The sequence below is a fragment of the Bradyrhizobium sp. SK17 genome (assembly GCF_002831585.1).
Classification (GTDB): Bacteria; Pseudomonadota; Alphaproteobacteria; order Rhizobiales; family Xanthobacteraceae; genus Bradyrhizobium.
The window spans coordinates 4,945,072-4,967,505 of the sequence record NZ_CP025113.1 but is presented as its reverse complement, the minus strand read 5'-3'; the positions used below and the strand labels follow the sequence as shown (position 1 = coordinate 4,967,505).

Sequence of the window (22,434 nt, the reverse complement as noted above, 5' to 3'; positions counted from 1 at the left end):
CCGATGCCCGCGCCCGTTACCGCCAGTTTCGGTTCCCGAAACTCCCCAACCTCTCCACCCTCTCGCCTTGCTTTGGTCAAACCGGACTGGAGTTGTGGGGTCAGGGCCAGGGGTCGATACAGAGCGTAAATTTGCCGGCCGCCCATTTGCGGTTGACCTTGGACTGATACGGGGACCGCCATGCAATCCACACTGAAAGACGCAGATCCGCACGATATTTTCGCGATCGAGCCGAGCTTCGCCGCGACCCGCGCCGACCCCGCTGCAACGCTAGCGCCGGCCGGCGCTGGATCGGCAGGCCAACGCGAACCGTATTTCGGCCCGACCCTCGCCCCCTCACCCGTGCCGCAGGCGGCGCCGACGACCCCGGCGCCTTCCGCCGCAGCCGTTCCGCCGGTCGTACCGGCCTATGGCGCCGCGAGCCATGAGGGCAAGCTGGACGACATCAGGCTCGAGCGTGGCCCGCGCCCCACCAACAAATGGGCGATCCGCGCCTTCTGGTTCGTGTTCGCGATCGTGAGCGCGATGGGCGCTGCGGCGTGGCAACATTACGGACATCGCGTCAAGCAGATCGTGGTGGAGTACGTGCCCCAGGTCGAAGCGCTCGCGTCGCTGCTGCCGGGCAAGGCGGCACCTGCTCCGGTTCAGGCGCCCGCAGCGCAACCGGCGGCCGATCAGCCCGCCGACGCAGCGCCCGCCGCTGCCCCGCAGGAGGTCGCCGCGGCGACGCCGGCTGCCGCCGCGGTTCCGGCGCCAGCAGCGTCGGCCGCGCCTGACCAGACGCAATTGTTGCAGTCGATGGCACGCGACCTCGCCGCCATGGGACAGCAGATCGAACAGCTCAAGACCAGCATCGACCAGCTCAAGGCGAGCCAGGATCAGCGTGTCGCGCGAACCACCGAGACCAGGGCCGCCGAACCGCGGCCGGTCGCGCCACGCCCGCGCGCCGCAATCGCATCGCCGACGGCGTCGCACACCGCCGTTGCGCCGCCGCCGGTGCGCCGGCCGGCGCAGGCCTACGTCCCGCCACCGCCGACAGCAGCGGCGCCGCTGCCGCCGCCCGTTGCCACCTCGCCGCAGTCCGTCGTGGCACCGCGACCGCTGCAATCGCAGCAACAGCAGTCCAGTGTCGTTGATGCCGACGACAACGGCCCCGTGGTTCGTCCGCCGATGCCGCTGCGCTGACGATCCAACCGTCCGTCAAAAGAACAGCGGCCGATCGCAATCAAGCGATCGGCCGCTTTGTTTTCTCGGATACGAAATCAGGCGCTCTGTCCCGGCGGCAGCACGACCACAGTCGCGCCCGGCTTGACGTGCTGGTAGAGATCGATCACGTCCGCGTTGTTCATCCGGATGCAGCCCGACGAGATCGCCTGCCCAATATATTCGGGCTGGTTGGTGCCATGGATGCGATACAGCGTGTCCTTGTTGCCCTGGTACAAATAGATGCCGCGGGCGCCGAGCGGATTGGCCGGTCCACCGGCGACACGCTTCGGGTACGGACCAAGCCGCTGCTGGATATCCGCGGTCGGAACCCAGTCCGGCCACTCTGCCATGCGGCCAACCGTGGCCACGCCCGAGAAGGCCATCGCCTCCTCGCCGACCGCGACGCCGTAACGGATCGCCTTGCCGCCGGGCAGCACGTAATACAGGTAGCGCGCGTCGGTATCGACCAGGATCGAACCCGGCTGCTCCCGGCGCGTATACTCGACGATGTGACGCTGGAACTGATCCGGGATCTTGGCATCGGCATAGGGCGGATGCGCCAGCAATTGCCGATCGCGCGGCGTCATCGCGGCATCCGTCACCGGCGACAACGTCGCCTGCATGCAGCCGCCAAGCGCGAGTGTCCCCACCAGCACGGCAGCAAGCCCCAACTTCGACACGATCATTCTCCCTGCGTTAACTTTCGCCAGATGCTGCCGAAATCGTGCTGAAATCGTGGCAACGCAATATGGAACACATCGGTTTGATCGGTTCCCTCAGCGAGTGTGTCCTTCCGGTTGCAGTCGGTTCCCTTGGACGCTAGCTTGGTAAAAAACGTCAAAGACATTGGGAGGAATTCCATGCGTTACGCACTGCTGCTGGGCGGACTGATTGTCGCAGCGTCTCCGGCTCACGCCGCCGATCCACGCGCGGCCTATGTCACGATGGTGCTGCAAGCCTTCGCCGCGAAGGTCGAGTGCCCCGGCACCGATCTCGTCTATCAGGACCTCGTGCAGCGCGCACAGGACATGCACCTGCCCGACGGCACCACCGAACAGGTGCGCAAGGCGATCGCCTACATGCACACCGGCGGCAAGATGGGCGAGAAGCAGTCGGACGACCTGATGACGGAAGTCGCGATCGCAACCCAGACCACCGACCTCGATCAACGCCGCATCGGCATGACGACCTGGTGTCACGACCAGAAGGCACGGCTCGCGGGCTACATCAGGACGAAGGAATAGCCGAGTGGCGTGAGGAATCCGGCGCTCAGTATGGCGGCGCCTTGCGCGCCCGCTGCGCCTTGGCGGCCTCGATCCACCAGGTGAAGTCGTCGGCGAAGCGCGGAAAGGCGCGTTCGAGCGACTTGCCGCCCTCGCCGATCGGTTTACCTTCGGCCGACAGGGTCTGCGCAATAGGCCCCGCGCTGATCGTGCTAGACACCACCACCATGCCCATCTCCGACAGCGTGCCGTGCCAGGCGGTGGCGGCACGCGCACCGGCGAACCGCCCGGCAGAGTAGCTCGCGATCGCCGCGGGGCGCCAGAACCATTCCTCGAGGAAATGATCGGTCAGGTTCTTCAGCCCGGGCTGGATACCCCAATTGTACTCGCCGGTGACGAACAGGAAGCCGTCGGCGTCGCGGATCTTTCCGGCGAGCGTTTCGAGCACGGCCGGCGCCTGCCCCTTGGGATGTTCCTTGTACATCCGGTCGAGCATCGGCAGGCCGACCTCCTTGGCATCGATCAGCTCGACATCGTCGCCACGGGCGCGCAGGCCCTCGACGACGAAATGCGCCAGGCGGATGCCCATGCGATCCGAACGGTAGGAGCCGTAGAACACGAGAATGCGGTGGGTCATGGTGCGACCATGGTAGCACGCCGTCGTGACACCGTCGCGCTGCCCGCCCCAATCGACCGCGCTCCGCAGCGCGTCGTGAGGCAGAAGTTAACGGCGATCCGGCCGATTTTCCCGGGCATTAAGCAATTCGTCGCAGAGCGCACGCCGCGGCCCAAAATCGCCCGATTCATTTCCTGGATAGACGTCTGCTTCGAGAAGGAGAACCCGACATGCGGATCGCAAAGCTGGTTTTCGCAGGCACGCTCGCAGCCATCGCTGCCACGGCCACGCCTGCGCTGGCGAAGAGCGCCGAGCGACAGAAAGCCGACGAGAAATCCAACGCCACCACATCGGCCGGCTGCCAGGCCTACCAGCAGGCCGCCGACGGCACCTGGAACCAGCTCCCGTGCGGCGAAGCCGGCGCCAACGGCGCGACCCAGCACCGCACCGCGACCAAGGGCGCGGACGACGAGGAGCACTGAGCGTCACGCGCTGCTGTCCGCGCGCGGCCGGCAACGCCAGACCTTCAACTTTCGGATGATGATGATGGCCGCGACCACCGCGGCTCCGGCATCGTAAACCCAAGCTTAATGCGCCCCCGGTACGGTCGAGGCCTCTCCTTCCTCGTCAAGAAATGGCGCGCATCCCATGAAAATCGGTACTCTCCTGACGGCCGCGATCGTCTCGTTGTCCGCGGTCGGCGGCGGACTGGCGGCCTATGTCGCGGTCACCAAGTACCAGACCATGGACAAGGTCTCGACCGCGCAGAGCCGGCTCGAGATCGTTCGCGCCGTCGGCGATATCCCGCGCTACATGAACTCCGAGCGCGGCATGTCCACCAACCTGCTGTTTGGCACCGGCGCGATCGACCAGAAGCAGGTCGCTGATCTCGACAAGCTGCGCAAACTGACCGACGGCGCGCTCGCCAAGGTCAATCAGGTCCGCGCCACGCTGCCCGGCGCGCTCGACGATGGCGACGCGGTTGCCAGCGCGATCGATGCGCTGAAAGCCAAGTTCGCGGCACTCCGTGACGCCATCGAGAAGGCGATCGCAGGTCCGGTCGACGCACGCAAACCGGCGGCAGCCAAGATCGTCGCCGACAATTCCGTGTTCAATGCCGGCGTCACCACGCTGCTCGACGAACAGGTGCGCCGCCTCGCCGGCCTCGACGGCAACGCCTACCGCCAGGCCAGCTACGCCAACGTCGCCTGGACGCTGCGCGACATCGGCGGGCTCGATGCCAGCCTGCACAAGGCGGTGGTCGGCGCCAAGCGCGTCGCCACCGAGCCCGAGAAGATGGAGCTCTATCGCTCGACCGGCCGGACCCAGCAGATACTCTCGACGCTGCAGGAGCTGCGCAACAATCCGGCGACGCCGGCAAACGTTTTGGCGGCGCTCGGCAAGATGCAGGCCGACTATGTCGAACGCTTCGGCAAGGCGCTGAAGCTCGCCAAGGACGGCGCAACCTCGGGCAAATACGAGCAGGACGTCGAGACCTACTATGCCGAGTCCCAGGTCGGCCTCGCCTCCATCGTCACCGTGCGTGACGCATTCTACGACAATGCCGAACAGGGTCTTGCCGCCGCCTATTCATCGGCGCGCTTCAGCTTCGTGGTGGCGCTGATCGGACTGCTCGCGGTGATCGCCGGCAGCGCCGGGCTCATCGTGATGGTCCGCCGCCGCATCCTCAACCCGATCGCCGCCCTCACCGGCCGCATGTCGCGTCTCGCTGCGGGCGAAGTCGCCGAAGCCATCCCCGGCGCCGCACGCAACGACGAGATCGGCGCGATGGCCGCCGCGGTTCAGGTGTTCAAGGACAACAAGATCGATGCCGATCGTCTCACCACCGAGAAGGAAGCCGAGAACGACGTCAAGATGCGGCGCGCCCGCGTGCTCGACGATCTGACCCGCGCCTTCGAGGCCAAGGTCACCGAACTGGTCGGCGGGTTGTCCGCGGCGTCATCTGTCATGGAGGACACGGCACAATCGATGTCGGCCACCGCCTCGGCCACCAATCGCCAGGCTGCCGTGGTGGCCGCCGCCTCGGATCAGACCTCGACCAATGTGCAGACGGTCGCCAGCGCGACCGAGGAACTGACCTCCTCGATCTCGGAGATCGCCCGCCAGGTCGCGACCTCGACCGAGATCGCCGCGCGCGCCGTCGACCACGCCCGGCGCACCGGCGACACCGCGCGTTCGCTGGCCGAGGGCGCCCAGAAGATCGGTGACGTCGTGACCCTGATCCAGAGCATCGCGGCACAGACCAACCTGCTCGCGCTCAACGCCACCATCGAGGCAGCGCGCGCCGGCGAAGCCGGCCGCGGCTTTGCCGTCGTCGCCTCGGAGGTGAAATCGCTGGCCGGCCAGACCGCGAAGGCCACCACGGAGATTTCCGAGCAGATCACCGCGATCCAGACCGCGAGCGACGAGACCGTGACCGCGATCAGGAACGTGGTCGACGTCATCACCGAAATCGACCAGATCGGCACCGCGATCGCCGCTGCGATCGAGGAACAGGGCTCGGCGACCAAGGAGATCTCGCGCAGCGTTCAGGAAGCCGCCCGCGGCACCCAGGAGGTCAACGCCAACATCTCCGGCGTACAGCGCGCCGCCGACGACACCGGCGCGGCAGCAACCCAGGTGCTGGGTGCTGCCGAACAGCTCTCGACCCAGTCGAAGGACCTCGCCGGCCAGGTCAACCGCTTCCTCTCCGACGTGCGGGCGGCGTAGCCGCGAATCCGTAGGATGGGTAGAGCGAAGCGAAACCCATCATCTCTCCGCGCCAATGCAATTGATGGGTTTCGCTTCGCTCTACCCATCCTACAATGACAGCGCGCGCATGAGGGCCGCTAGTCCCCTAACCGCCGCGCAGGCCGAGCACGCGGCGCGCGATCGCCTGGCGATGAACCTCGCTCGGGCCTTCATACACCCGCATCAGGCGGGCCTTCTGCCAAAGCGCGTTGAGCGGCAGTTCCAGCGTCACGCCAAGCGCGCCGAGCGTCTGCATGGCGTGGTCGCAGGCTTCATAGGCCATCTCGGTCGCGAACACCTTGATCATCGAGGCTTCGTGCCGGATGTCCTCGCCGCGATCGGTCTTGTCGGCGGCATCCCGCACCATCAGCCGGCAGGCATGCATCCGCGTCGAGATGTCGGCGATCCACCACTGGATCGCCTGGCGCTCGGCGAGCCTGACGCCGAAGGTCTCGCGCTGCTTGGCGTGCTCGCACATCATGTCGAGCGCGCGCTTGGTGATGCCGACGCAGGTCGATCCCATCTCGAGCCGCCGCGTGCGCAGGCGCAGCTGCATCGGCGCGTAGCCCTTGCCGACCTCGCCGAGCACCGAGGCCTTCGGGATGCGGCAATCCTCGAACACGATCTCATAGGTCGAGCCGCCGCCGACCATCGGGATCTCGCGCTCGATGATGAAGCCCGGCGTGCCCTTCTCGACGATGAAGGAGGTGATGCCGCCCTGGCGCTGATCGCTGCCGACCCGCGCCATCACGATGATGAAGTCGGCGGCGCGCGCATTGCTGATCCAGATCTTGCGGCCGTTCAGTACCCACTCTTCGCCTTCGAGCACCGCGCGCGTCTTCATCCCGGCGGGATCGCCACCGGCGCCAGGCTCGGAGATCGCGATCGCCGATGCCATGCGGCCCTCGATATAGGGCTGCAGATATTTCTTCTTCTGCGCGTCGGTGCCGACCGCCTGCAACATGCGCAAATTCGGCGAGTCCGGCGGCAGCACGAACGGCACGCAGCTGCGGCCAAGCTCTTCATGCACCGCCGCCATGGTGCGCGTCGGCAAATCGTGGCCGCCGAGATCCTCCGGCGCATCGAGGCCCCAGAGCCCGAGTTCCTTCGAGACGTCGCGCAGCCGCTTGCGGTGTTCGGAGGTCAGCTCCGGATGATCGCTGCCGGGCAATTTCGATTTCAGATATTGCGGCTCCAGCGGGATCAGTTCGCGATCGACGAACTTCGCGACGGTCTCACGGATCATGGCTGTCTGTTCGTCATCGCTCATCTGGGATTCCTCGCCTGTGCTGTTTCGTTTCACAAAACCAGTAGCGTATTTTTCGTCGGCAAGAATAGCGGAAACGCCCGCTCGCGCTCACTGTCGCGCGATGGTTTCATGAGGCGGAATTCAATATCCCGCCACGCGGTGAGTGGCAGCGAATTCGCGCGAGCAGTTCGCGCTTAGTCGGCAAAGCCGACGTAGCGGACGAAGTCGCTGTTGGCCTCGCGATCCGAGCGCACCGCATTGGCGGCAAAGCCGTCGTCGGGATAGCCCATCGCGACGCAGGTCATGATCACCTGGTCTTCAGGGATGTCGGCGACCTCGCGCACGATGTCGGAGCGCATGATGCCCTGGCCGTTGATCACGCTGCCGAGGCCGCGATCCCAGGCCGCCAGCACGATGCCGTAGCAGAGCGCGCCGAGATCGAAATGGCAGACCGCGCCGGGATCGAGGATCCGGTCGTAGGCCAGGACCAGCGAGACCGGGGCGTCGAACTGGCGGAAGCCGCGCAGCACCCAATCCTGTCGCATCGGCTTGTCGTCGCGGGCAATCCCCATCGCCCCGAACAGCTTCTTGGCGATATCGACCTGACGGCCGCGGTGCACGCCTTGATACTCGCCATGGCTGACGATGTCGCGCTTGGCTTTGGCGCCGGCAATCATCTCCTCCATGTTGCGGCGGCGCACCTCTTCCAGCGGCGCCCCGGTCAGGACGTGGACATGCCAGGGCTGGGTGTTCATCGAGGACGGCGCGCGCTTGGCCACCTCGATGATCTCCTCGACGGTCGCCCGGGACACCGGTTGCTTCTTGAACCCGCGCACGCTTTTGCGTGTCTGTACCAGCGTCTCGAATTCCATCCCGCGCTTCCTCCATTTTGTTCCGCGCCGCACACGGAAATTTCTGGCGGCTATCCGGGTATTTTATAGACAAAATCAGCTGTGGGAACTTGATCGGACCAAGAATCCGATATCCAATCCGGCCACTGGTTTGGTTTAGGGAGAACCCAGATGAAGCGGATTTTCTTGGCGGCCGTGATCGCGACCTTTGCCGCCGGTTCGGCATTTGCGCAGGATGCCTCCTGCGAGACGAAGGCGGTCGGCAAGGACGGCAAACCGCTGGCCGGCGCGGCCAAGACCTCGTTCATGAAGAAGTGCACCACCGACACCTGCGAGACCAAGGCGGTCGGCTCGGACGGCAAGAAGCTCGCCGGCGCGGCCAAGACCTCGTTCATGAAGAAGTGCCAGAGCGGCGCCTGATTCCCGTCGGGGTTTCCGGGTCCACTTATCGGCTCAGACCATTCGGGTCGCGCGAGGCGCGGCCCGAATGACGATTGATCAGGACTGAACGGACCCGGTCGGCCCGTCCGCCAGCGCTCAGAACGAGACGCCGACCCGCACGCCGCGGCTCCAGACCCGCCGGCAACGTTTCCTGGTATTGCCGTGAAACATTTCGAAGCGCTCCGGCAGTTGCACGGGCTTCTGAAATTCCAGGCAGGCCCCGCCGGCGGAATAGTCCACCAGCCGGCATTCGACCATGGGCGATTTCGGTTCAAGCTGGAGCTTGACCACGCTGGACACGCAACCTGTCGGTCGAACACGCGCAAATCGCCGGGGATGCATCACCGCTGCCCTTGGTGGAACCAGAGCAACAGGCTCGTCGGCCGCCGTTAAGATTCCGTTCAGGCCAATTGTTACGAAGTGTGTCCACTGGCGAGCGGATCGGTGCGCGCCGCACCGGGGCGGCGCGCGGTGGCCAGCGTCTCGGACGGCGCCTCACCGAACTGCGACCGGTAGCTCCGCGAGAAATCGCTGAGGTGCCAGAACCCGTAGGCCAGCGCGCAGGCCTTGACGCTGGGCGCGCCGGCCAGGAGTTGCTGGCGCACCAGCCAGAGCCGACGCAGCCGCAAATAGCGATGCAGGCTGACGCCCCGGTAGCGCTGGATGGCGTCGTGCAGCGTGCGCACGGACACGCCGATCCGCCGTGCAAGTTCGCCGCTGTAGATCGGGTGGGCCACGTCGCCGGCGAGAATGGCGCGCGCATCGTTGAAGACCTTGAACTGACGCGTCGCGTTGGCGCGCGCCGTCCACTTCGCCGGCACGATCTCGGCGAAGGCATTGTCGATCGCGCCGAGCAGCGATTCCCTCATCGACATTCCCGTCGCGAATTCGCTGTCGGCAAGCTGCTGCGACGTGACGCGCAGAATCTCCCGGACCACCTCGCGCAACCGATCCTGCGCGCGTTGGGAGATCTCGTGAATGGTGAAGTTGAGATCCGTCTTCGGCCAGCCGCGGTCGACCACCGCGGGCGTGAAGACGACCGAGGCATATTTGCGGGGCGTCTCCTCCACCGAGGTATAGAACGCGCCGCCGCTGCCGAGCACGATCACGGCACGATCGCGCTCAACGCCGTTGAATCGCATCGGAGTGCCGTCGTCCATCGTGAAGCCGACCGCGGTGACGTGCGGCGCAAGCTGCGCGTCGACGATCCGCGGAAACGACTGGGTATAGTTGAGCTCGCACCCCGGCAAACTCAGGATGATCTGCTCGGCCGAAATCTTCCGCGCAAGTGGCGTGAAATCTACATCCAGGTCTCGGATCGAACTCCGGAATGCATCTACATCGTCAAAACGAAAGACTCTCGGCACCGGCAATGGCGCCGTCAAATGATTGCTCCCCTGAAATACTCTTTGAAATCTCTCTTCAGCGCGCTGAAAATATCCATGCACTAATTGCGAATCGTCCGATGAACGCGATTATCGAAACTGCGTTTCGCACGGTGGTCCGGGCAATCTGGCAAAGCGTCCCCGCTGCCGATTTTCGATAGTGATAGTAAGAATATCCACCACAACGAGTGGCACTCCCCATCAATATCTATACCCCTATTAAAGATTCTGGGAGCAGATTGATTACGGGGACAGCGAGGTTCTCCGTCGCGGAACATTTTAGGTACCGCAATGACCACTATTGCTTTGTCCGATCTTATTGCCGAACTCGACGATGTCTTGAAAGCAGGCTCGCCTGACCGCCGCACGCGCATGCTGCGGGAGGTGGCGGGGCTGTTTCTCGAAGACGCTCACCGCCTCAACGAGCATCATGTCGGGTTGTTCGACGACGTCCTGGTCCGCCTGACCGAGAGCGTCGAGCTGCGGACGCTCACCACGCTGAGCCGCTCGCTTGCCGACTTGCGCCTGGTTCCGCGGCAGCTGGCGCGTCGCCTCGCCAACCACGACGACGCCGATGTCGCAGCTCCGATCCTGCGGAAATGCGACTGCATCCCCGACAGCGACCTGATCGACATCGCCTGGATGCGCGCCGAGGAACATCTTTGCGCGATCGCCGGGCGAAAGACCGTCAATCCGGAACTCAGCGATATTCTGCTGATGCGCGGCGACAGCAGTGTCGTGCGCGTTCTCGCGAGCAATCCCGGCGCCGAAATGACCAGCGCCGGCCTTGCCATGATGGTCGACGCCGCGGAACGCGACGACAACATCGCAAGCGCGCTGATGACGCGCAGCGACCTGCCCCACCGCGTCGCTGCCGACCTCGTCATGCGGTCCACGCCGCGTCAGCAGGCCCGGCTGCTCAAGCTCGCACGCCCCGACATTCAGGACGCGATCCGCGCCGCCATCGATGCCAGCACCGCCCGCGCCGCCGTGAAGCCTCCAGCCACGATCGACTACACGGAGGCGCGGGCCACGGTCACGGCCCTGAATAAGTCCGGACAATTGAACGACTCGAGCGTCAACCGGTTCGCGATCAGGCGAGAGGTCCACAACGTCGCGGCGGCGCTGGCCCATCTCGCCACCGTTCCGATCGAGACCATCGCCCCATTGATGGAAGCCGCCGACATCAACGGGCTCGTCATCGCCTGCCGCGCCTCGCGGCTGAACTGGAACACGACGGCCGCCGTCGTCAGCTACCGGAAGGCCGGGCTGACGGTCGTTCCGGAGGAACTCGAGCGCGCGCGGGAGATGTTTGAACGACTGCCGCTGTCGAACGCGCAGCGCACGATCCGGTTCGGCTCGCTGAGCGACCTCATCGCCAAGCCTGCCCAGGCGGCGCGAGGGGCGTGATGACGTATGGAGGCCGCAAGGCGGAGCGCGTCCGGCTCGAGACCCGTTATCCCGTCAATCTCATGGGGGTCGACGGCACGTGGCGACGCAGTTGCATCCTGCTCGACGTCTCCCAGAGCGGCGCCCGGCTCGAGGTCGACGGGACGCTGGAGGTGCTGAAGGCCCAGGAGTTCTTCCTGATCCTGTCCTCGCGGGGCCTGGCGTTCCGCCGCTGCGAGCTGGTCCGTGTCGACGGCATCGAGATCGGAGTGAGATTCATCGAAGAGAAGAAGCGCAAGGGACGCGCCGTGGTCCCGAAATGAGGATTGGCAACGGTTGAGAGATCGACGACATGACCAGGCAGAGAGCAACGAATATCTCGGTATCGACAATTTCCACGGCGCCGCTGCGCGCGACCGTCGAGATCGACTGCCACGACTCCGTGGCGACGTTCGAGATCGACGAGGAACTCGCGCACCGCCTCTGCGCCGACCTTGAACGGTTTCTCACCCAGGTTCCGCGCCGAACCCGGATGACGCTGGTCAGGTAACCTCTCCGCCAAACAGATCGTCCGCCTCGATGCCGATCCATCTCGTTGCCGATACGCCGTCCAGGCTGTCCGATCTTCGCGGCCTGCTGGGACAGACGTTCGAGGTCACCTCAGAACTGCTTGCTGCCGCGCGGCTACGGGACGGCGATGTCGAGGCATTGGTGGTCAGCGCCGACCTCCGCCTGGTCGACAATATCGCCGCCTTGAAGGGGATCTCGACCAGGCTGAAGCGGATCCCGCGGCGCATCTTCATCATCGACCAGCGTACGCGCCTCGCGACGGTGCAGGCCTATGCGCTCGGCGCGACCGATGCGTTCTTCAGTCCGGTCAAGCCGTCGCAGATTCTGGCCAGGCTTGTCGATATCGAAGCGCCGTCGATCGTTCCGGAGGAGTTGCCGTCGTCCGCCACGGAGGCGGCATCGGCGGGCGCGGCCAGCATCGCCGCGATGTTCTCGGCCGTCATCAACGGCTCGGCGATCGACGTCGCCGATGCCCGGCGCGCCGGCGCGGGGATCGCCGACAGCATCGCGGAGAATGGCCTCTCCGACTGGTTGACGACGGTCCGCCGCCACCATGAGGGCACCTACCAGCACTGCCTGCTGGTCACCGGCCTCGCGGTCGATTTCGGCATGAGCCTCGGCATGGGCAAACCTGACATCGAGCGGCTGCATTCGGCGGCGATGTTCCACGACATCGGCAAGGCGACGATTCCCCTCGCGGTGCTCGACAAGCCGGGGCGGCTCGACGACGCCGAGCGCACGCTGATCGAGACCCATCCTGGCGCAGGCCATGACGCGCTGAAAGGCACGCCGGGCATCTCCGCGGAGGTGCTCGACGCGGTGCGGCACCATCACGAATATCTCGACGGCAGCGGCTATCCGGACGGGCTGTGCGCCGAAAGCATCCCGGATATCGTCCGCATCCTGACCATCTCGGACATCTTCGCCGCACTGATCGAGCACCGCACCTACAAGCCGACGATGTCGCGGGACAAGGCCTACGAGATTCTGCTCGACATGAAAGGCAAGCTCGAGCGACCGCTGGTCATGGCCTTCAGGGACGTCGCCTTGAACCGCTGAACCTGCTGCTTGACGCGCCACGCATTGCGGGGCGCTACTCCCGCTTGAAGCGATAGTCGAAGCGATCGACGTCGGCCGTGATCAGGCCAACCGTCGGGGTCGGAAAATGGATCGGCAGGATCAGCGTGTCGGTCCCGGCAACCGAGGTAAAGAATTTCCGGCGCGAGACCGCCGATTGCTTCGGATCCCAATCGGGCTTGGCCGACCATTCCGGTTCGCGGCACTGGATCGCGTGGTGCATCAGGTCGCCCGCGACCACCGCGCGCTGCCCCTTCGAGAAGATGTTGATGCAGCAGTGGCAGGGCGAATGGCCCGGCGTCGGCGTCAGCGTCACGGTATCGTCGAGCGCATAGTCGTCGTCGACCAGGAGCGCCTGCCCGGCCTCGACGATCGGCAGGCAATTGTCGCGAAACACCGTGCCGGGCGGATTGGCGCCCTTGGCGTTCTCGACCTCCCAGGCCGCATACTCGCCCTTGTGGAAGACGTACTTCGCGTTCGGGAAGGTCGGCACCCAGCGCCCGTCGCGCAGCGTCGTATTCCAGCCGGTGTGGTCGATATGCAGATGGGTGCAGAACACATAATCGATCTGCTCGAAGGATATGCCGAGCGCGAACAGCTCGTTGCGCCAGCGCTCCTTGCCCGGGAAATCGAACGGCGGCGGGTGCCCCTTGTCCTCGCCGGTGCAGGTGTCGACCAGGATGGTGTAGCGCGGCGTCCGCACCACGAAGGTCTGGTAGGTGATCACCATCATGCCGCGCGCGGCATCGAAGACCTCGGGCTCCATCGTCTTCAGATGATGCTTGAACACCGCGTCGTCATAGGTCGGGAAGAAATCCTGCGGCCGCCGCCACGGCCCTTCGCGCTCGATCACCGCGTCGATCGTGATGTCGCCGATCCTGATCTGTCTCATGCCGCTTCGCTCCCGATTTTTTCGAAGCGTAGCGGGCCATACCGGGCCTCACAAGCGGAGCACCACGCAGCACGCCATGCGGCTTTGCATTGCTGACGCGGCCCTCGTGCCGCAATTCATCCGGAATGTTGGCGATGCTGTCAGAATGACCAACCGCCTGATTCAGATCGCGCTGCTGACGATGCTGACAACCTTGCCGACTGTGGCAATGGCCGCCCCCGACACCGCTTTCTTTCCGAGCGCCGACGGCAAGACCGAGATCGTCGGCTATCTGTTCAAGCCGCAAACGCCGGGTCGGCATCCGGCGATCGTGCTGCTGCACGGCCGCGGCGGGCCCTATTCGACCAACGTCAACAGGGACTGCACGCTGGTGTCGCGGACCGATCCGTCCACGGACTGCAACGCGAATGGTCTGTCCAAGCGGCACATGATGTGGGGACAGTTTTGGGCGGATCACGGCTATGTCGCGCTGCTGCCGGACAGTTTCGGGCCGCGCGGCAAGGCTCACGGCTTCGGCCGCTTCACGCATGGCGATCCCGATCGCGTCGATGTGAACGAAAAAACCGTGCGACCGCTCGACGCCGAGGGCGCGCTGACCTGGCTGCGCAGCCAGAAGGACGTGATCGGAGATCGCATCTTCCTGCAAGGATGGTCGAACGGCGGCAGCACCGCGCTGAACGTGATGCAGCGGCAGGGTGCGGCGACGTCGGGCTATCGCGCCGCGCTGGTGTTCTATCCGGGCTGCGGACCGGCGGCGCTGCTGGCACAGACGCTGGAATCGGCGGCGCCGATCACCATGCTGCTCGGTGCGGACGACGAGGAAGTATCGCCCGCGCGATGCCAGGACGTCGCCCATCGCTCGATCGCGACCGGCAGCAAGATCGATGTCGTGGTCTATCCGGGCGCGACCCACGACTTCGACGATCCCGGCCGCAGCCGCCAGTCGAACCCGGCCAACAGCGCCGCGCTCAAGGATGCGATGGTGCGGGCGATTGCCGCAGTCGACGGCGCGAAGGATTAGCCGCCGCAAAGCGACCATAAACATTGCTGCGGCCTCGTGCTGTCATCTCGCCGTGATAGATACGGCCCGACTCAATCAGCTCGCAGTAACGAGGATCCAATCCGTGACCGAATCCAACCCGCCCCGCCCCAAGATTGCCGAAACCGTCATCGAGCCGACGGTTAAACTGCGGGAGGTCAAGGTCGGACGTTGCTGCGAGATCCTCGGCGACACTGCGATCGAATATACCGAACTCGGCGATTACTCGTATCTCGGCAGCGGCTGCATCGTCGCCGACGCCGTGATCGGCCGATTCTGTGCGATCGCGGCGCAGGTCCGGATCGGCGCGCCCAATCACCCGCTCGAGCGCCCGTCGCAGCATCGTTTCACCTACTGCCCGGAATACTACACCGACACTGCCGAGCGGGATCGCGACTTCTTCAGAAATCGGCGCGCCGATCGCGTGGTGATCGGGAACGACGTCTGGATCGGCCACGGCGTGATCGTGTTGCCCGGCGTCACCGTCGGCGACGGCGCGGTGCTGGCGGCCGGTGCGGTGGTCTCGCGCGACGTTGCGCCGTACACGATCGTCGGCGGCGTGCCGGCCCGGCCGATCAAGGAGCGCTTCAGCCGCAAGATCGCAGCCGAGCTGTCGCAGATCGCCTGGTGGAACTGGCCGCCGGAGACGATCTGGGAACGCCTTCCCGAATTCCAGTCCGGCGACGTCGAGGCGTTTTGCGCGCGCTGGCGGGCTTGAGCTAGCTCCGCAACCCCGGCGCTTCCTGACCGGTGCGGGCGACGTATTCGGTGTAGCCGCCGCCATATTGATGGACGCCGTCGGGCGTCAGCTCCAGCACGCGGTTGGAGAGCGCTGCGAGGAAATGCCGATCGTGCGACACGAACAGCATGGTGCCCTCGAACTCGGAGAGCGCATTGATCAGCATCTCCTTGGTGGCGAGATCGAGATGGTTGGTCGGCTCGTCCAGCACCAGGAAGTTCGGCGGATCGAACAGCATCTTGGCCATCACCAGCCGCGCCTTCTCGCCGCCCGACAGCACCCGGCACTTCTTCTCGACGTCGTCGCCCGAGAAGCCGAAGCAGCCGGCGAGCGCGCGCAGCGAGCCTTGCCCGGCCTGCGGAAACGCATCCTCCAGTGACTGGAACACGGTGCGTTCGCCGTCGAGCAGATCCATCGCATGCTGGGCGAAATAGCCCATCTTGACACTGCCGCCGACCGTCACCGCGCCGTTATCAGGCTCGGTCGAGCCGGCCACCAGCTTCAACAGCGTCGACTTGCCGGCGCCATTGATGCCCATCACGCACCAGCGCTCCTTACGACGGATCATGAAGTCGAGCCCGTCATAGATGCGCTTGCTGCCATAGGCCTTGTGCACGTTCTTCAGGCTGGCGACGTCCTCGCCCGAGCGCGGCGCCGGCTGGAATTCGAATGCCACGGTCTGACGCCGCCGCGGCGGCTCGACCCGCTCGATCTTGTCGAGCTTCTTGACCCGGCTCTGCACCTGGGCGGCGTGCGAGGCGCGCGCCTTGAAGCGCTCGATGAACTTGATCTCCTTGGCGAGCATCGCCTGCTGCCGCTCGAACTGCGCCTGCTGCTGCTTGTCGGACAGCGCGCGCTGCTGCTCGTAGAATTCGTAATTGCCGGCATAAGTCGTGAGCTGGCCGCCGTCGATCTCGACCACCTTGTTGATGATGCGGTTGATGAACTCGCGGTCGTGCGAGGTCATCAGCAGCGCGCCCTCATAGCCCTTCAGGAATTGCTCGAGCCAGATCAGGCTTTCCAGATCGAGATGGTTGCTCGGCTCGTCGAGCAACATCACGTCGGGCCGCATCAACAGGATGCGCGCCAGTGCCACCCGCATCTTCCAGCCGCCGGAGAGCTTGCCGACGTCGCCGTCCATCATCTCCTGGCTGAAGCCGAGGCCGGACAGCGCCTCGCGCGCGCGGCCGTCGAGCGCATAGCCATCCAGCTCCTCGAAGCGGTGCTGCACCTCGCCGTAGCGCGCGATGATGTCGTCCATCTCGTCGGCCTTGTCAGGGTCGGCCATCGCGGCCTCCAGTTCCCTGAGCTCGGCTGCGACCTCGCTGACGGGCCCTGCCCCGTCCATCACCTCGGCGACCGCGCTGCGGCCACTCATCTCGCCGACATCCTGGCTGAAGTAGCCGATCGAGATGCCGCGATCGAGCGAGACCTGGCCCTCGTCGGGGATTTCCCGGCCGGAGATCATACGGAACAGCGTGGTTTTGCCGGCGCCGTTCGGGCCGACAAGGCCGATCTTTTCGCCCTTCTGGAGCGCCGCGGAGGCTTCGATGAAGAGAATCTGGTGGCCGACTTGCTTGGAAACGTTATCGAGGCGGATCATTCGAATTCTGGGGGATTGAGGGTTTGCGGCCTCTTATTCGATCTCGGACCCGGGTGGAAGCCCATTCCCATGGGTTTGGTGCCGTGCGCCATGCATGCCACGATTGCTGCCGGTGGAATATGACAGGAAACCCTTCGGCGATCGATTTGAGGCATCACATGCAAGTCTGGCTTCTCTATCTCCTCGCGCTCGGCGCCGGCATCAGCGTTGCCACGCAGCAGGTCCTCAACGGCAATCTCAGGTCCGCACTCAACTCGCCGGCTTGGGCTGGCCTCGTCAGCTATCTCGGCGGGTTGCTGACGATGGCGGTCGTGCTGGTCGCAACGCGCGAGCCGATGCCCTCCTGGAAACTCGTGACCGCCGTGCCCTGGTGGGCGTGGAGCGGCGGCGTGCTCGGTGGCGTGTTCATCCTGCTGATGATCCTGCTATTGCCCTCGCTCGGCGCCGCGACCTTGCTGGCGCTGGTGGTCGCGGGCCAGATGACCGCGGGCATCGCGATGGATCATTTTGGCCTGTTCGGGCTGACGCAGCATCCGGTGTCGATCTCACGACTGGCGGGCATCGCGCTGATCATCGGAGGCGTGCTTCTGATCAAGGACTGAGGCCATCGAGAGGCCCATCAACGCGAATGATTCCCTGAATGAGAAGGCGTCGCGGAATGCGGCGCCGTATGACGAGATGACGCAACCACCTCGGTCATCTCGAAGTGTGGACAGCGGCCGATTCGTCACTTAGCTGTAGGCGCCCGCTCGCGTTGTGCTGCGTCGCGCGAGATCTACACTCCCTGTTCACCACTCTCCAGTTCATTGCGTCCAAGCATTTGCGCATTCCGCTAATGTTCGCGCGGTCGCATTCGACCGCGACCTGGCGCGAGGCCTCGAGGAGCATCACATGATCAATCGCTTTCGCCTGGCCGCCGCGCTGACATTGCTGCTCGCTGGCAGCAGCGCATCGCTGGCCCAGTCGCTGCCCGACTACATGGCGCCGATCGCAGGCAAGACCACATCGACGCCGGGCGATGTCGCGACCAAGGACGTGCTCGCGCTCAACACCGGCATGTTCGAGCTCTATGGCAATGCCGCGCGGATCTTCCAGAAGAACATCCTCGACAAGCATCCGGTGATCCTCGGCCTGTTCTCCGGCGCCGGCGGCCGGCTGATCCTGTACCGGCCGGGCAAGCAGCCGACCGAAGCGCCGCCTGTGCCGGTCGTCTATCAGCTGCTGAAGTCGGTCGGCCACAGCACGATGGCGCTGGCCGAGGTGGTCGGACCCTATGTCAACAATCCCGACGACAAATCGTGGCGCGGATCGATGCTCGCCTATCGCAGCCGGATGCAATCGGCGCTCGATGGGCTCGATCAGGCGCCGATGCAGGCGGACTGGCGCGACAATAACCGCGAGATCCTCACCAACAACGTCGCCTTCATGGATGAATGCCTGTCGGCCGGCGTCATCCCATTCGCCAAGCTTGAGGCGTTCGGCAAGAAGCAGGCGCCGCTGCTGGCCAAGAACGTCGCCTGGGCCGCGCAGACCCAGGTGGCGCACTGGATGACGGTCGTGGCCGACTGGAAGACCCAGCTCGGCGACGACTGGGACAAGACCTATGCCGCCAGCAACACGATCTACGTGGCGCGGCAGAACAACGTGATCTTCAGCGTGCTGGCGCAATTCTTCGGACCCGACGCCATCAACAGCCGCCTGATGCTGATCGAAACGATCTCCTTCACCACGACGCCGTCCGACATGCTGGAGTCGCTGACCCGGATCATCGCCGACCGCTCGGTGGGCGCGCTGTTCTTCGGCAGCTATCACTTGATGGACTATGAACTGATGGGGGGCGACGCGCGCCAGGCGATCATCGCCGAGACCAAGAAGCGCGGCATGACGGCCTTCTTGCCGCCGCTGGTGCCGTTCGGCTCCAAGCAATGGCCGACCCTGATCACCCCGGGCCCGGGACCAGCAACGATCGCCGACCTCAAGTGAGGCCACGGCTTATTGCGGTGTTGCGGTTGCGTTCGCTCTGCCGCAATACTTCCACGAGTATTGTACCAGATGTTAAACCCCGGCGCGATATGCCGTCGAGGTGTCGATGAAAGATCAGACCATGCGGCCTTCGCGACGCGAATTCGTGAAGTGGTTGTCGGCGGGCGGCATCTCGGTCAGCCTGTCGCATCTGGCGCTTGCGAAGGAGCCGGCCTTCGCGAGCCGTGAGACGCTGCCTGGGCGCGGCCATTTCAATCCGGCGGCAAAAGGCGTTGGCCGCGTCGACGGCGTGGCCAAGGTCACCGGCGCGAAACTCTACGCCTCCGACTTCCGCGCCGCCGACATGCCGGGCTGGCCCGCGACCACCTCGCACGCCATCCTGGTCCGCGCCAATGACGCCACGCATGTCTATGCCGGCATCGACCTCGCCCGCCTCGATGGTCCGGCAAAGCCCTCGGTCGTCGTGACCGCTGCCGATCTCGACCGGGTCGGCACCCGGGTGCCCGAGTTCTACACCGGCGATCTGTTCTGCCCGGTCGGCAAGACGCCGCTCTATCTCGGGCAGCCGGTCGCGCTATTGATCTTCGCGCAGTTCGACGCCTTCGACCGCGCCCGCCTCGCGCTGCGCGACGGCACGTTCGTCAAATTCGGCGACGAGACCGGCCCCGTGATCCTGCCGAACTACGGCGCATATCGCTTCACGCGCGTCGCTGGCGCATCACCCGATGCGCCCGACGTGTACTCGCCGATCCAGGCCGGCTGGGTCTCGCCGAGCCGGATCCAGAACGCGGCACTGCCGGTCTGGTTGCCGCTCGCCAAGGAGACCAAGGCGGACTACGCCAAGGCCGCAACCCATGGCGAAGCGATCCGCGCCCAGCTCGCCAAGGACGATCCGTCACAGCTCGTGCTCGATCGCGAGTTCGAGACCCAGTCGGTCGATCCGATGTTCCTCGAACCGGAGAGCGGGCTCGCCTGGTACAGCGACGACAGCGGCCAGCTCGAATTGGTGCTCGGCGTGCAGTCGCCCTATGAGGCGACCGAGTCGATCGCCTTCATGCTCGGCAAGGCCCGCGCGCCGTTCCGGCCCTCGCACATCAACGCCCAGTTCGCCCATGTCGGCGGCGGCTTCGGCGGCCGCGACCACACCCCGTTCGTGCTCTACGTGGCATTGGCGGCGATGTTCTTTCCGGGACGGCCGGTGCGGCTGGCGCATGACCGCTACCAGCAGTTCCAGGGCGGCATCAAACGCCACCCGATCAAGATGCGCTCGCGGATCGGCATCGACCGCGCCAGCGGCAGGATCACGGCATTCGCCGCCGATCATGTGCTCGACGGCGGCGGGCTCGCCAATTTCTCCGCCAATGTCGCGGTCGTTGCCGCGACCGCCGCAATCGGCATCTACGACATCCCGAAGGTCGACGTCACCACGGTGGCGTTGCATTCACGCGGCGTCACCGCGGGCTCGATGCGCGGCTACGGCACGCTGCAGACCATGACCGCGCTGGAAGTGCTGATCGACGAGGCCGCAAGCGAGCTCAAGCTCGATCCAATCGCGTTCCGCCGCAACAATGCGCTGAAGCAGAACGGCCGGACCATGACCGGCAATCCCTACATCGTGTCGGTGCGCACGCCCGACATCCTCGACAAGCTCGAGAAGCATCCGATCTGGCAGCAGCGCGCCGACTTCAAGCGGCAAGCCCCCGAAGGACGGTTGGTCGGCACCGGCGTCGCCTGCGTCACGAAGGATTACGGCTCGGGCGCGGATTGCTCGCTCGGCCGGGTCGAGATCGATCCCGAGGGACGGATCGCGATCCACTGCGATCATGTCGAGATGGGCAATGGCATCGGCACCGCGCTCGCCAACCGGGTCGCGAACCATCTTGGCGCCGTCGCCGACGAGGTCGCAGTCTCCCGGGTCGACAGCTACGACGCGCTCGGGCTCGTCACCTCGGGCGATCCCTACACGATGGATCAGAAGACCCAGGACCTCGCCGAGAAGAACCCGCGCTGGGTGCCCGCGATCAGCTCGGCGACCAGCGCCTCGATCGGCGCCCATGTCGGCACGCATTCGGCGGCCGAGGCCGCCCGCATCGTCTTCCGTTTCGGCCTGTGGCCGGCGGCGCTGGAGCTCTGGCGCATTGCGAAGACCGATCCGCGTGCCCGGCAATCGGACAGAGCGCACTGGCAGGATGGCCAGCTCGCGCTCGACGATCTCGCGCCGCTGCCACTGCCGAAGCTTGCGGCGACCGCCCATGCGCGCGGCTTCGTCACCGGCGCCATCGCGCACAGCTTCTCGCGCTGGGCCTGGTCGCGCGGCCGCTTCCCGCTGTTCGGCGAGCAGGTTCGCGCCGAGATCGATGCGCTGGCGATCCGCCGTGGCCGCGGCAGGTTCGCGCGGATCGACCGAACCAGCGTGAAATTCCCGCCGACCGACAACAACCGGATCGGCACCGCCTACACCTCGATGTGCGGCACGCTGGTCCGCATCGAGATCGAGCGCGCGACCGGCATCTTGCGGATCGCCAAGGCCTACAGCGTGTTCGAATGCGGCCAGGCGCTGGTGCCCGAAGTGGTGCTCGGCCAGTCGCATGGCGGCTTCGCCATGGGTGTCGGCTACGCGCTGCTGGAAACCCTGCCGCCGTTCGAAGGCGGCCCCGGCAACGGGCAATGGAATCTCGGCCAGTATTTGATCGCGCGCGGCTCCGACCTGCCGCTGCACGATCTCGAGATCGAGATGCTGCCGCCGCTGACGCCGGACGAACCGCCGAAGGGCATGGCGGAGGTTGTCATGATCCCGATCGTGCCGGCGCTGCTCAACGCCATCAACGATGCCACGGGCCACCGCTTCCGCTCGTTGCCGGTGACATCGAGCCTGCTCAAGGGAGCGCTTGCGTGACGACGCTCAACCTCACCATCAACGGCCACAAGCACGGCCCGATCGAGGTCCGCGACGACCTCTCGATGAACGATCTGCTGCGCGAGATGCTCGGCATGACCGGCACCAAGTTCGGTTGTGGCGCCGCGCAGTGCCTGAGTTGTGCAATCATCGTCGATAATCCCGACGGCAGCAGCTACACCACGCCGACCTGCGTGGTGCCGGCGGCGAATTTCGATGGCATGGCGATCCGCACCGTCGAGGGCCACGCCAAGGACGGCGAGCTCTCCGCCTTGCAGCGCGCCTTCATCGACCACTTCGCGTTCCAGTGCGGCTACTGCACGGCCGGCTTCCTCAACGAAGGCCAGGTGCTGCTCGAACGGCTGGCGAAGACGCCGGTGGCGCGGGACCAGCTCGAGACCGTCATCGCCGATGCGCTCGACGGCCATCTGTGCCGCTGCACCGGCTACATCAAATATCACCAGGCGGTGCGTGACGTGATCCTCGCCGATTCCCAACGCTATCTCACCGCCAACAAGTGAGCC

At 65.4% G+C, this 22,434-nt stretch carries 23 protein-coding genes; 15 read left to right on the top strand and 8 right to left on the bottom strand.

What is annotated here, in order from left to right; translation table 11 throughout:
- The first annotated feature begins 180 nt into the window (after positions 1–180).
- Entirely contained in the window at positions 181–1,185 is a 1,005-nt protein-coding gene (locus CWS35_RS22790) for a hypothetical protein (RefSeq protein ID WP_100953861.1), read from the top strand.
- A gap of 77 nt (positions 1,186–1,262) precedes the next feature.
- Here the strand turns inward: CWS35_RS22790 and CWS35_RS22785 are convergent, their stop codons facing one another.
- Positions 1,263–1,892: a L,D-transpeptidase gene (locus CWS35_RS22785; RefSeq protein ID WP_244442100.1), complete on the bottom strand. Its 630-nt coding sequence runs from the start codon at positions 1,890–1,892 to the stop codon at positions 1,263–1,265.
- Positions 1,893–2,066: 174 nt separating this feature from the next.
- Here CWS35_RS22785 and CWS35_RS22775 point away from each other — a divergent pair, with 174 nt between their 5' ends.
- A complete protein-coding gene (locus tag CWS35_RS22775) occupies positions 2,067–2,450 on the top strand; it encodes a hypothetical protein (protein ID WP_024578506.1) in 384 nt (127 codons plus the stop codon).
- A 25-nt stretch (positions 2,451–2,475) separates the two neighbouring features.
- Here CWS35_RS22775 and CWS35_RS22770 read toward each other — a convergent pair whose 3' ends face one another.
- Complete coding sequence (locus tag CWS35_RS22770) at positions 2,476–3,066, bottom strand: NADPH-dependent FMN reductase (protein WP_024578507.1); 591 nt, start codon at positions 3,064–3,066, stop codon at positions 2,476–2,478.
- A 209-nt stretch (positions 3,067–3,275) separates the two neighbouring features.
- On the opposite strand from CWS35_RS22770, the gene CWS35_RS22765 reads away from it, so the two are divergent.
- Together CWS35_RS22765 and CWS35_RS22760 are read left to right on the top strand one after the other, a co-directional pair.
- A complete protein-coding gene (locus CWS35_RS22765) occupies positions 3,276–3,527 on the top strand; it encodes a hypothetical protein (protein WP_100953859.1) in 252 nt (83 codons plus the stop codon).
- 166 nt (positions 3,528–3,693) lie between these two features.
- Positions 3,694–5,775 carry a methyl-accepting chemotaxis protein gene (locus tag CWS35_RS22760; RefSeq protein ID WP_024578509.1) on the top strand — a complete coding sequence of 694 codons (2,082 nt, stop codon included), beginning with the start codon at positions 3,694–3,696 and terminating at the stop codon, positions 5,773–5,775.
- Positions 5,776–5,902: 127 nt separating this feature from the next.
- Here CWS35_RS22760 and CWS35_RS22755 read toward each other — a convergent pair whose 3' ends face one another.
- Together CWS35_RS22755 and CWS35_RS22750 are read right to left on the bottom strand one after the other, a co-directional pair.
- Positions 5,903–7,066, bottom strand: coding sequence for an acyl-CoA dehydrogenase family protein (locus tag CWS35_RS22755; protein WP_024581564.1), 1,164 nt, complete (start codon positions 7,064–7,066; stop codon positions 5,903–5,905).
- Between the two features lie 173 nt (positions 7,067–7,239).
- Positions 7,240–7,917, bottom strand: coding sequence for a nitroreductase (locus CWS35_RS22750; RefSeq protein WP_024581563.1), 678 nt, complete (start codon positions 7,915–7,917; stop codon positions 7,240–7,242).
- Between the two features lie 150 nt (positions 7,918–8,067).
- Between CWS35_RS22750 and CWS35_RS22745 the strand changes: the two genes are divergently transcribed.
- On the top strand, positions 8,068–8,316 hold the full coding sequence (locus CWS35_RS22745; RefSeq protein WP_024581562.1) for a hypothetical protein: 249 nt from the start codon (positions 8,068–8,070) through the stop codon (positions 8,314–8,316).
- A 117-nt stretch (positions 8,317–8,433) separates the two neighbouring features.
- On the opposite strand, the gene CWS35_RS22740 is transcribed toward CWS35_RS22745, so the two are convergent.
- Both CWS35_RS22740 and CWS35_RS22735 read right to left on the bottom strand, forming a co-directional pair.
- Entirely contained in the window at positions 8,434–8,679 is a 246-nt protein-coding gene (locus CWS35_RS22740) for a PilZ domain-containing protein (RefSeq protein ID WP_168226365.1), read from the bottom strand.
- Positions 8,680–8,750: 71 nt separating this feature from the next.
- Positions 8,751–9,446, bottom strand: coding sequence for a helix-turn-helix domain-containing protein (locus CWS35_RS22735; RefSeq protein WP_311538609.1), 696 nt, complete (start codon positions 9,444–9,446; stop codon positions 8,751–8,753).
- 567 nt (positions 9,447–10,013) lie between these two features.
- Between CWS35_RS22735 and CWS35_RS22730 the strand changes: the two genes are divergently transcribed.
- The 4 genes from CWS35_RS22730 to CWS35_RS22715 are packed head-to-tail and all read left to right on the top strand — an operon-like array spanning position 10,014 to position 12,740.
- The gene (locus tag CWS35_RS22730) at positions 10,014–11,132 is read left to right on the top strand and encodes a DUF2336 domain-containing protein (RefSeq protein ID WP_157817207.1); all 1,119 of its coding nucleotides are present in this window, start codon (positions 10,014–10,016) and stop codon (positions 11,130–11,132) included.
- Positions 11,132–11,434 (top strand): PilZ domain-containing protein, encoded by a 303-nt coding sequence (locus CWS35_RS22725; protein WP_024581558.1) that lies wholly within the window; start codon positions 11,132–11,134, stop codon positions 11,432–11,434. The genes CWS35_RS22730 and CWS35_RS22725 overlap by 1 nt, the downstream gene beginning before the upstream one ends.
- A 29-nt stretch (positions 11,435–11,463) precedes the next feature.
- Positions 11,464–11,661 (top strand): hypothetical protein, encoded by a 198-nt coding sequence (locus CWS35_RS22720; protein ID WP_024581557.1) that lies wholly within the window; start codon positions 11,464–11,466, stop codon positions 11,659–11,661.
- Positions 11,662–11,690: 29 nt separating this feature from the next.
- Positions 11,691–12,740 (top strand): HD-GYP domain-containing protein, encoded by a 1,050-nt coding sequence (locus CWS35_RS22715; protein ID WP_100953853.1) that lies wholly within the window; start codon positions 11,691–11,693, stop codon positions 12,738–12,740.
- A 34-nt stretch (positions 12,741–12,774) separates the two neighbouring features.
- Here the strand turns inward: CWS35_RS22715 and CWS35_RS22710 are convergent, their stop codons facing one another.
- Positions 12,775–13,650, bottom strand: coding sequence for an MBL fold metallo-hydrolase (locus CWS35_RS22710; RefSeq protein WP_024581555.1), 876 nt, complete (start codon positions 13,648–13,650; stop codon positions 12,775–12,777).
- Positions 13,651–13,795: 145 nt separating this feature from the next.
- Between CWS35_RS22710 and CWS35_RS22705 the strand changes: the two genes are divergently transcribed.
- Positions 13,796–14,671 (top strand): dienelactone hydrolase family protein, encoded by an 876-nt coding sequence (locus CWS35_RS22705; RefSeq protein WP_081725948.1) that lies wholly within the window; start codon positions 13,796–13,798, stop codon positions 14,669–14,671.
- 103 nt (positions 14,672–14,774) lie between these two features.
- Entirely contained in the window at positions 14,775–15,407 is a 633-nt protein-coding gene (locus CWS35_RS22700; protein ID WP_029879149.1) for a DapH/DapD/GlmU-related protein, read from the top strand.
- A 1-nt stretch (position 15,408) separates the two neighbouring features.
- Here CWS35_RS22700 and CWS35_RS22695 read toward each other — a convergent pair whose 3' ends face one another.
- The gene (locus CWS35_RS22695) at positions 15,409–17,031 is read right to left on the bottom strand and encodes an ABC-F family ATP-binding cassette domain-containing protein (protein WP_100953851.1); all 1,623 of its coding nucleotides are present in this window, start codon (positions 17,029–17,031) and stop codon (positions 15,409–15,411) included.
- 158 nt (positions 17,032–17,189) lie between these two features.
- On the opposite strand from CWS35_RS22695, the gene CWS35_RS22690 reads away from it, so the two are divergent.
- The 4 genes from CWS35_RS22690 to CWS35_RS22670 all read left to right on the top strand — a co-directional run bounded on the left by CWS35_RS22690 (position 17,190) and on the right by CWS35_RS22670 (position 22,431).
- Positions 17,190–17,633: a DMT family transporter gene (locus CWS35_RS22690; protein ID WP_024581551.1), complete on the top strand. Its 444-nt coding sequence runs from the start codon at positions 17,190–17,192 to the stop codon at positions 17,631–17,633.
- Between the two features lie 289 nt (positions 17,634–17,922).
- On the top strand, positions 17,923–19,014 hold the full coding sequence (locus CWS35_RS22680) for a hypothetical protein (RefSeq protein ID WP_100953847.1): 1,092 nt from the start codon (positions 17,923–17,925) through the stop codon (positions 19,012–19,014).
- Between the two features lie 121 nt (positions 19,015–19,135).
- On the top strand, positions 19,136–21,910 hold the full coding sequence (locus CWS35_RS22675) for a xanthine dehydrogenase family protein molybdopterin-binding subunit (RefSeq protein ID WP_100956606.1): 2,775 nt from the start codon (positions 19,136–19,138) through the stop codon (positions 21,908–21,910).
- Positions 21,907–22,431: a (2Fe-2S)-binding protein gene (locus CWS35_RS22670; RefSeq protein WP_024581548.1), complete on the top strand. Its 525-nt coding sequence runs from the start codon at positions 21,907–21,909 to the stop codon at positions 22,429–22,431. The genes CWS35_RS22675 and CWS35_RS22670 overlap by 4 nt, the downstream gene beginning before the upstream one ends.
- The last annotated feature ends 3 nt before the right edge of the window (positions 22,432–22,434 follow it).

What these genes read in the sequence shown, in the direction of transcription:
- CWS35_RS22790 (WP_100953861.1), top strand. Translation starts at nt 181, where the DNA reads ATGCAATCCACACTGAAAGACGCAGATCCGCACGATATTTTCGCGATC.
- CWS35_RS22785 (WP_244442100.1), bottom strand. Translation starts at nt 1,892, where the DNA reads ATGATCGTGTCGAAGTTGGGGCTTGCTGCCGTGCTGGTGGGGACACTC.
- CWS35_RS22775 (WP_024578506.1), top strand. Translation starts at nt 2,067, where the DNA reads ATGCGTTACGCACTGCTGCTGGGCGGACTGATTGTCGCAGCGTCTCCG.
- CWS35_RS22770 (WP_024578507.1), bottom strand. Translation starts at nt 3,066, where the DNA reads ATGACCCACCGCATTCTCGTGTTCTACGGCTCCTACCGTTCGGATCGC.
- CWS35_RS22765 (WP_100953859.1), top strand. Translation starts at nt 3,276, where the DNA reads ATGCGGATCGCAAAGCTGGTTTTCGCAGGCACGCTCGCAGCCATCGCT.
- CWS35_RS22760 (WP_024578509.1), top strand. Translation starts at nt 3,694, where the DNA reads ATGAAAATCGGTACTCTCCTGACGGCCGCGATCGTCTCGTTGTCCGCG.
- CWS35_RS22755 (WP_024581564.1), bottom strand. Translation starts at nt 7,066, where the DNA reads ATGAGCGATGACGAACAGACAGCCATGATCCGTGAGACCGTCGCGAAG.
- CWS35_RS22750 (WP_024581563.1), bottom strand. Translation starts at nt 7,917, where the DNA reads ATGGAATTCGAGACGCTGGTACAGACACGCAAAAGCGTGCGCGGGTTC.
- CWS35_RS22745 (WP_024581562.1), top strand. Translation starts at nt 8,068, where the DNA reads ATGAAGCGGATTTTCTTGGCGGCCGTGATCGCGACCTTTGCCGCCGGT.
- CWS35_RS22740 (WP_168226365.1), bottom strand. Translation starts at nt 8,679, where the DNA reads ATGCATCCCCGGCGATTTGCGCGTGTTCGACCGACAGGTTGCGTGTCC.
- CWS35_RS22730 (WP_157817207.1), top strand. Translation starts at nt 10,014, where the DNA reads ATGACCACTATTGCTTTGTCCGATCTTATTGCCGAACTCGACGATGTC.
- CWS35_RS22725 (WP_024581558.1), top strand. Translation starts at nt 11,132, where the DNA reads ATGACGTATGGAGGCCGCAAGGCGGAGCGCGTCCGGCTCGAGACCCGT.
- CWS35_RS22720 (WP_024581557.1), top strand. Translation starts at nt 11,464, where the DNA reads ATGACCAGGCAGAGAGCAACGAATATCTCGGTATCGACAATTTCCACG.
- CWS35_RS22715 (WP_100953853.1), top strand. Translation starts at nt 11,691, where the DNA reads ATGCCGATCCATCTCGTTGCCGATACGCCGTCCAGGCTGTCCGATCTT.
- CWS35_RS22710 (WP_024581555.1), bottom strand. Translation starts at nt 13,650, where the DNA reads ATGAGACAGATCAGGATCGGCGACATCACGATCGACGCGGTGATCGAG.
- CWS35_RS22705 (WP_081725948.1), top strand. Translation starts at nt 13,796, where the DNA reads ATGACCAACCGCCTGATTCAGATCGCGCTGCTGACGATGCTGACAACC.
- CWS35_RS22695 (WP_100953851.1), bottom strand. Translation starts at nt 17,031, where the DNA reads ATGATCCGCCTCGATAACGTTTCCAAGCAAGTCGGCCACCAGATTCTC.
- CWS35_RS22690 (WP_024581551.1), top strand. Translation starts at nt 17,190, where the DNA reads ATGCAAGTCTGGCTTCTCTATCTCCTCGCGCTCGGCGCCGGCATCAGC.
- CWS35_RS22680 (WP_100953847.1), top strand. Translation starts at nt 17,923, where the DNA reads ATGATCAATCGCTTTCGCCTGGCCGCCGCGCTGACATTGCTGCTCGCT.
- CWS35_RS22675 (WP_100956606.1), top strand. Translation starts at nt 19,136, where the DNA reads ATGCGGCCTTCGCGACGCGAATTCGTGAAGTGGTTGTCGGCGGGCGGC.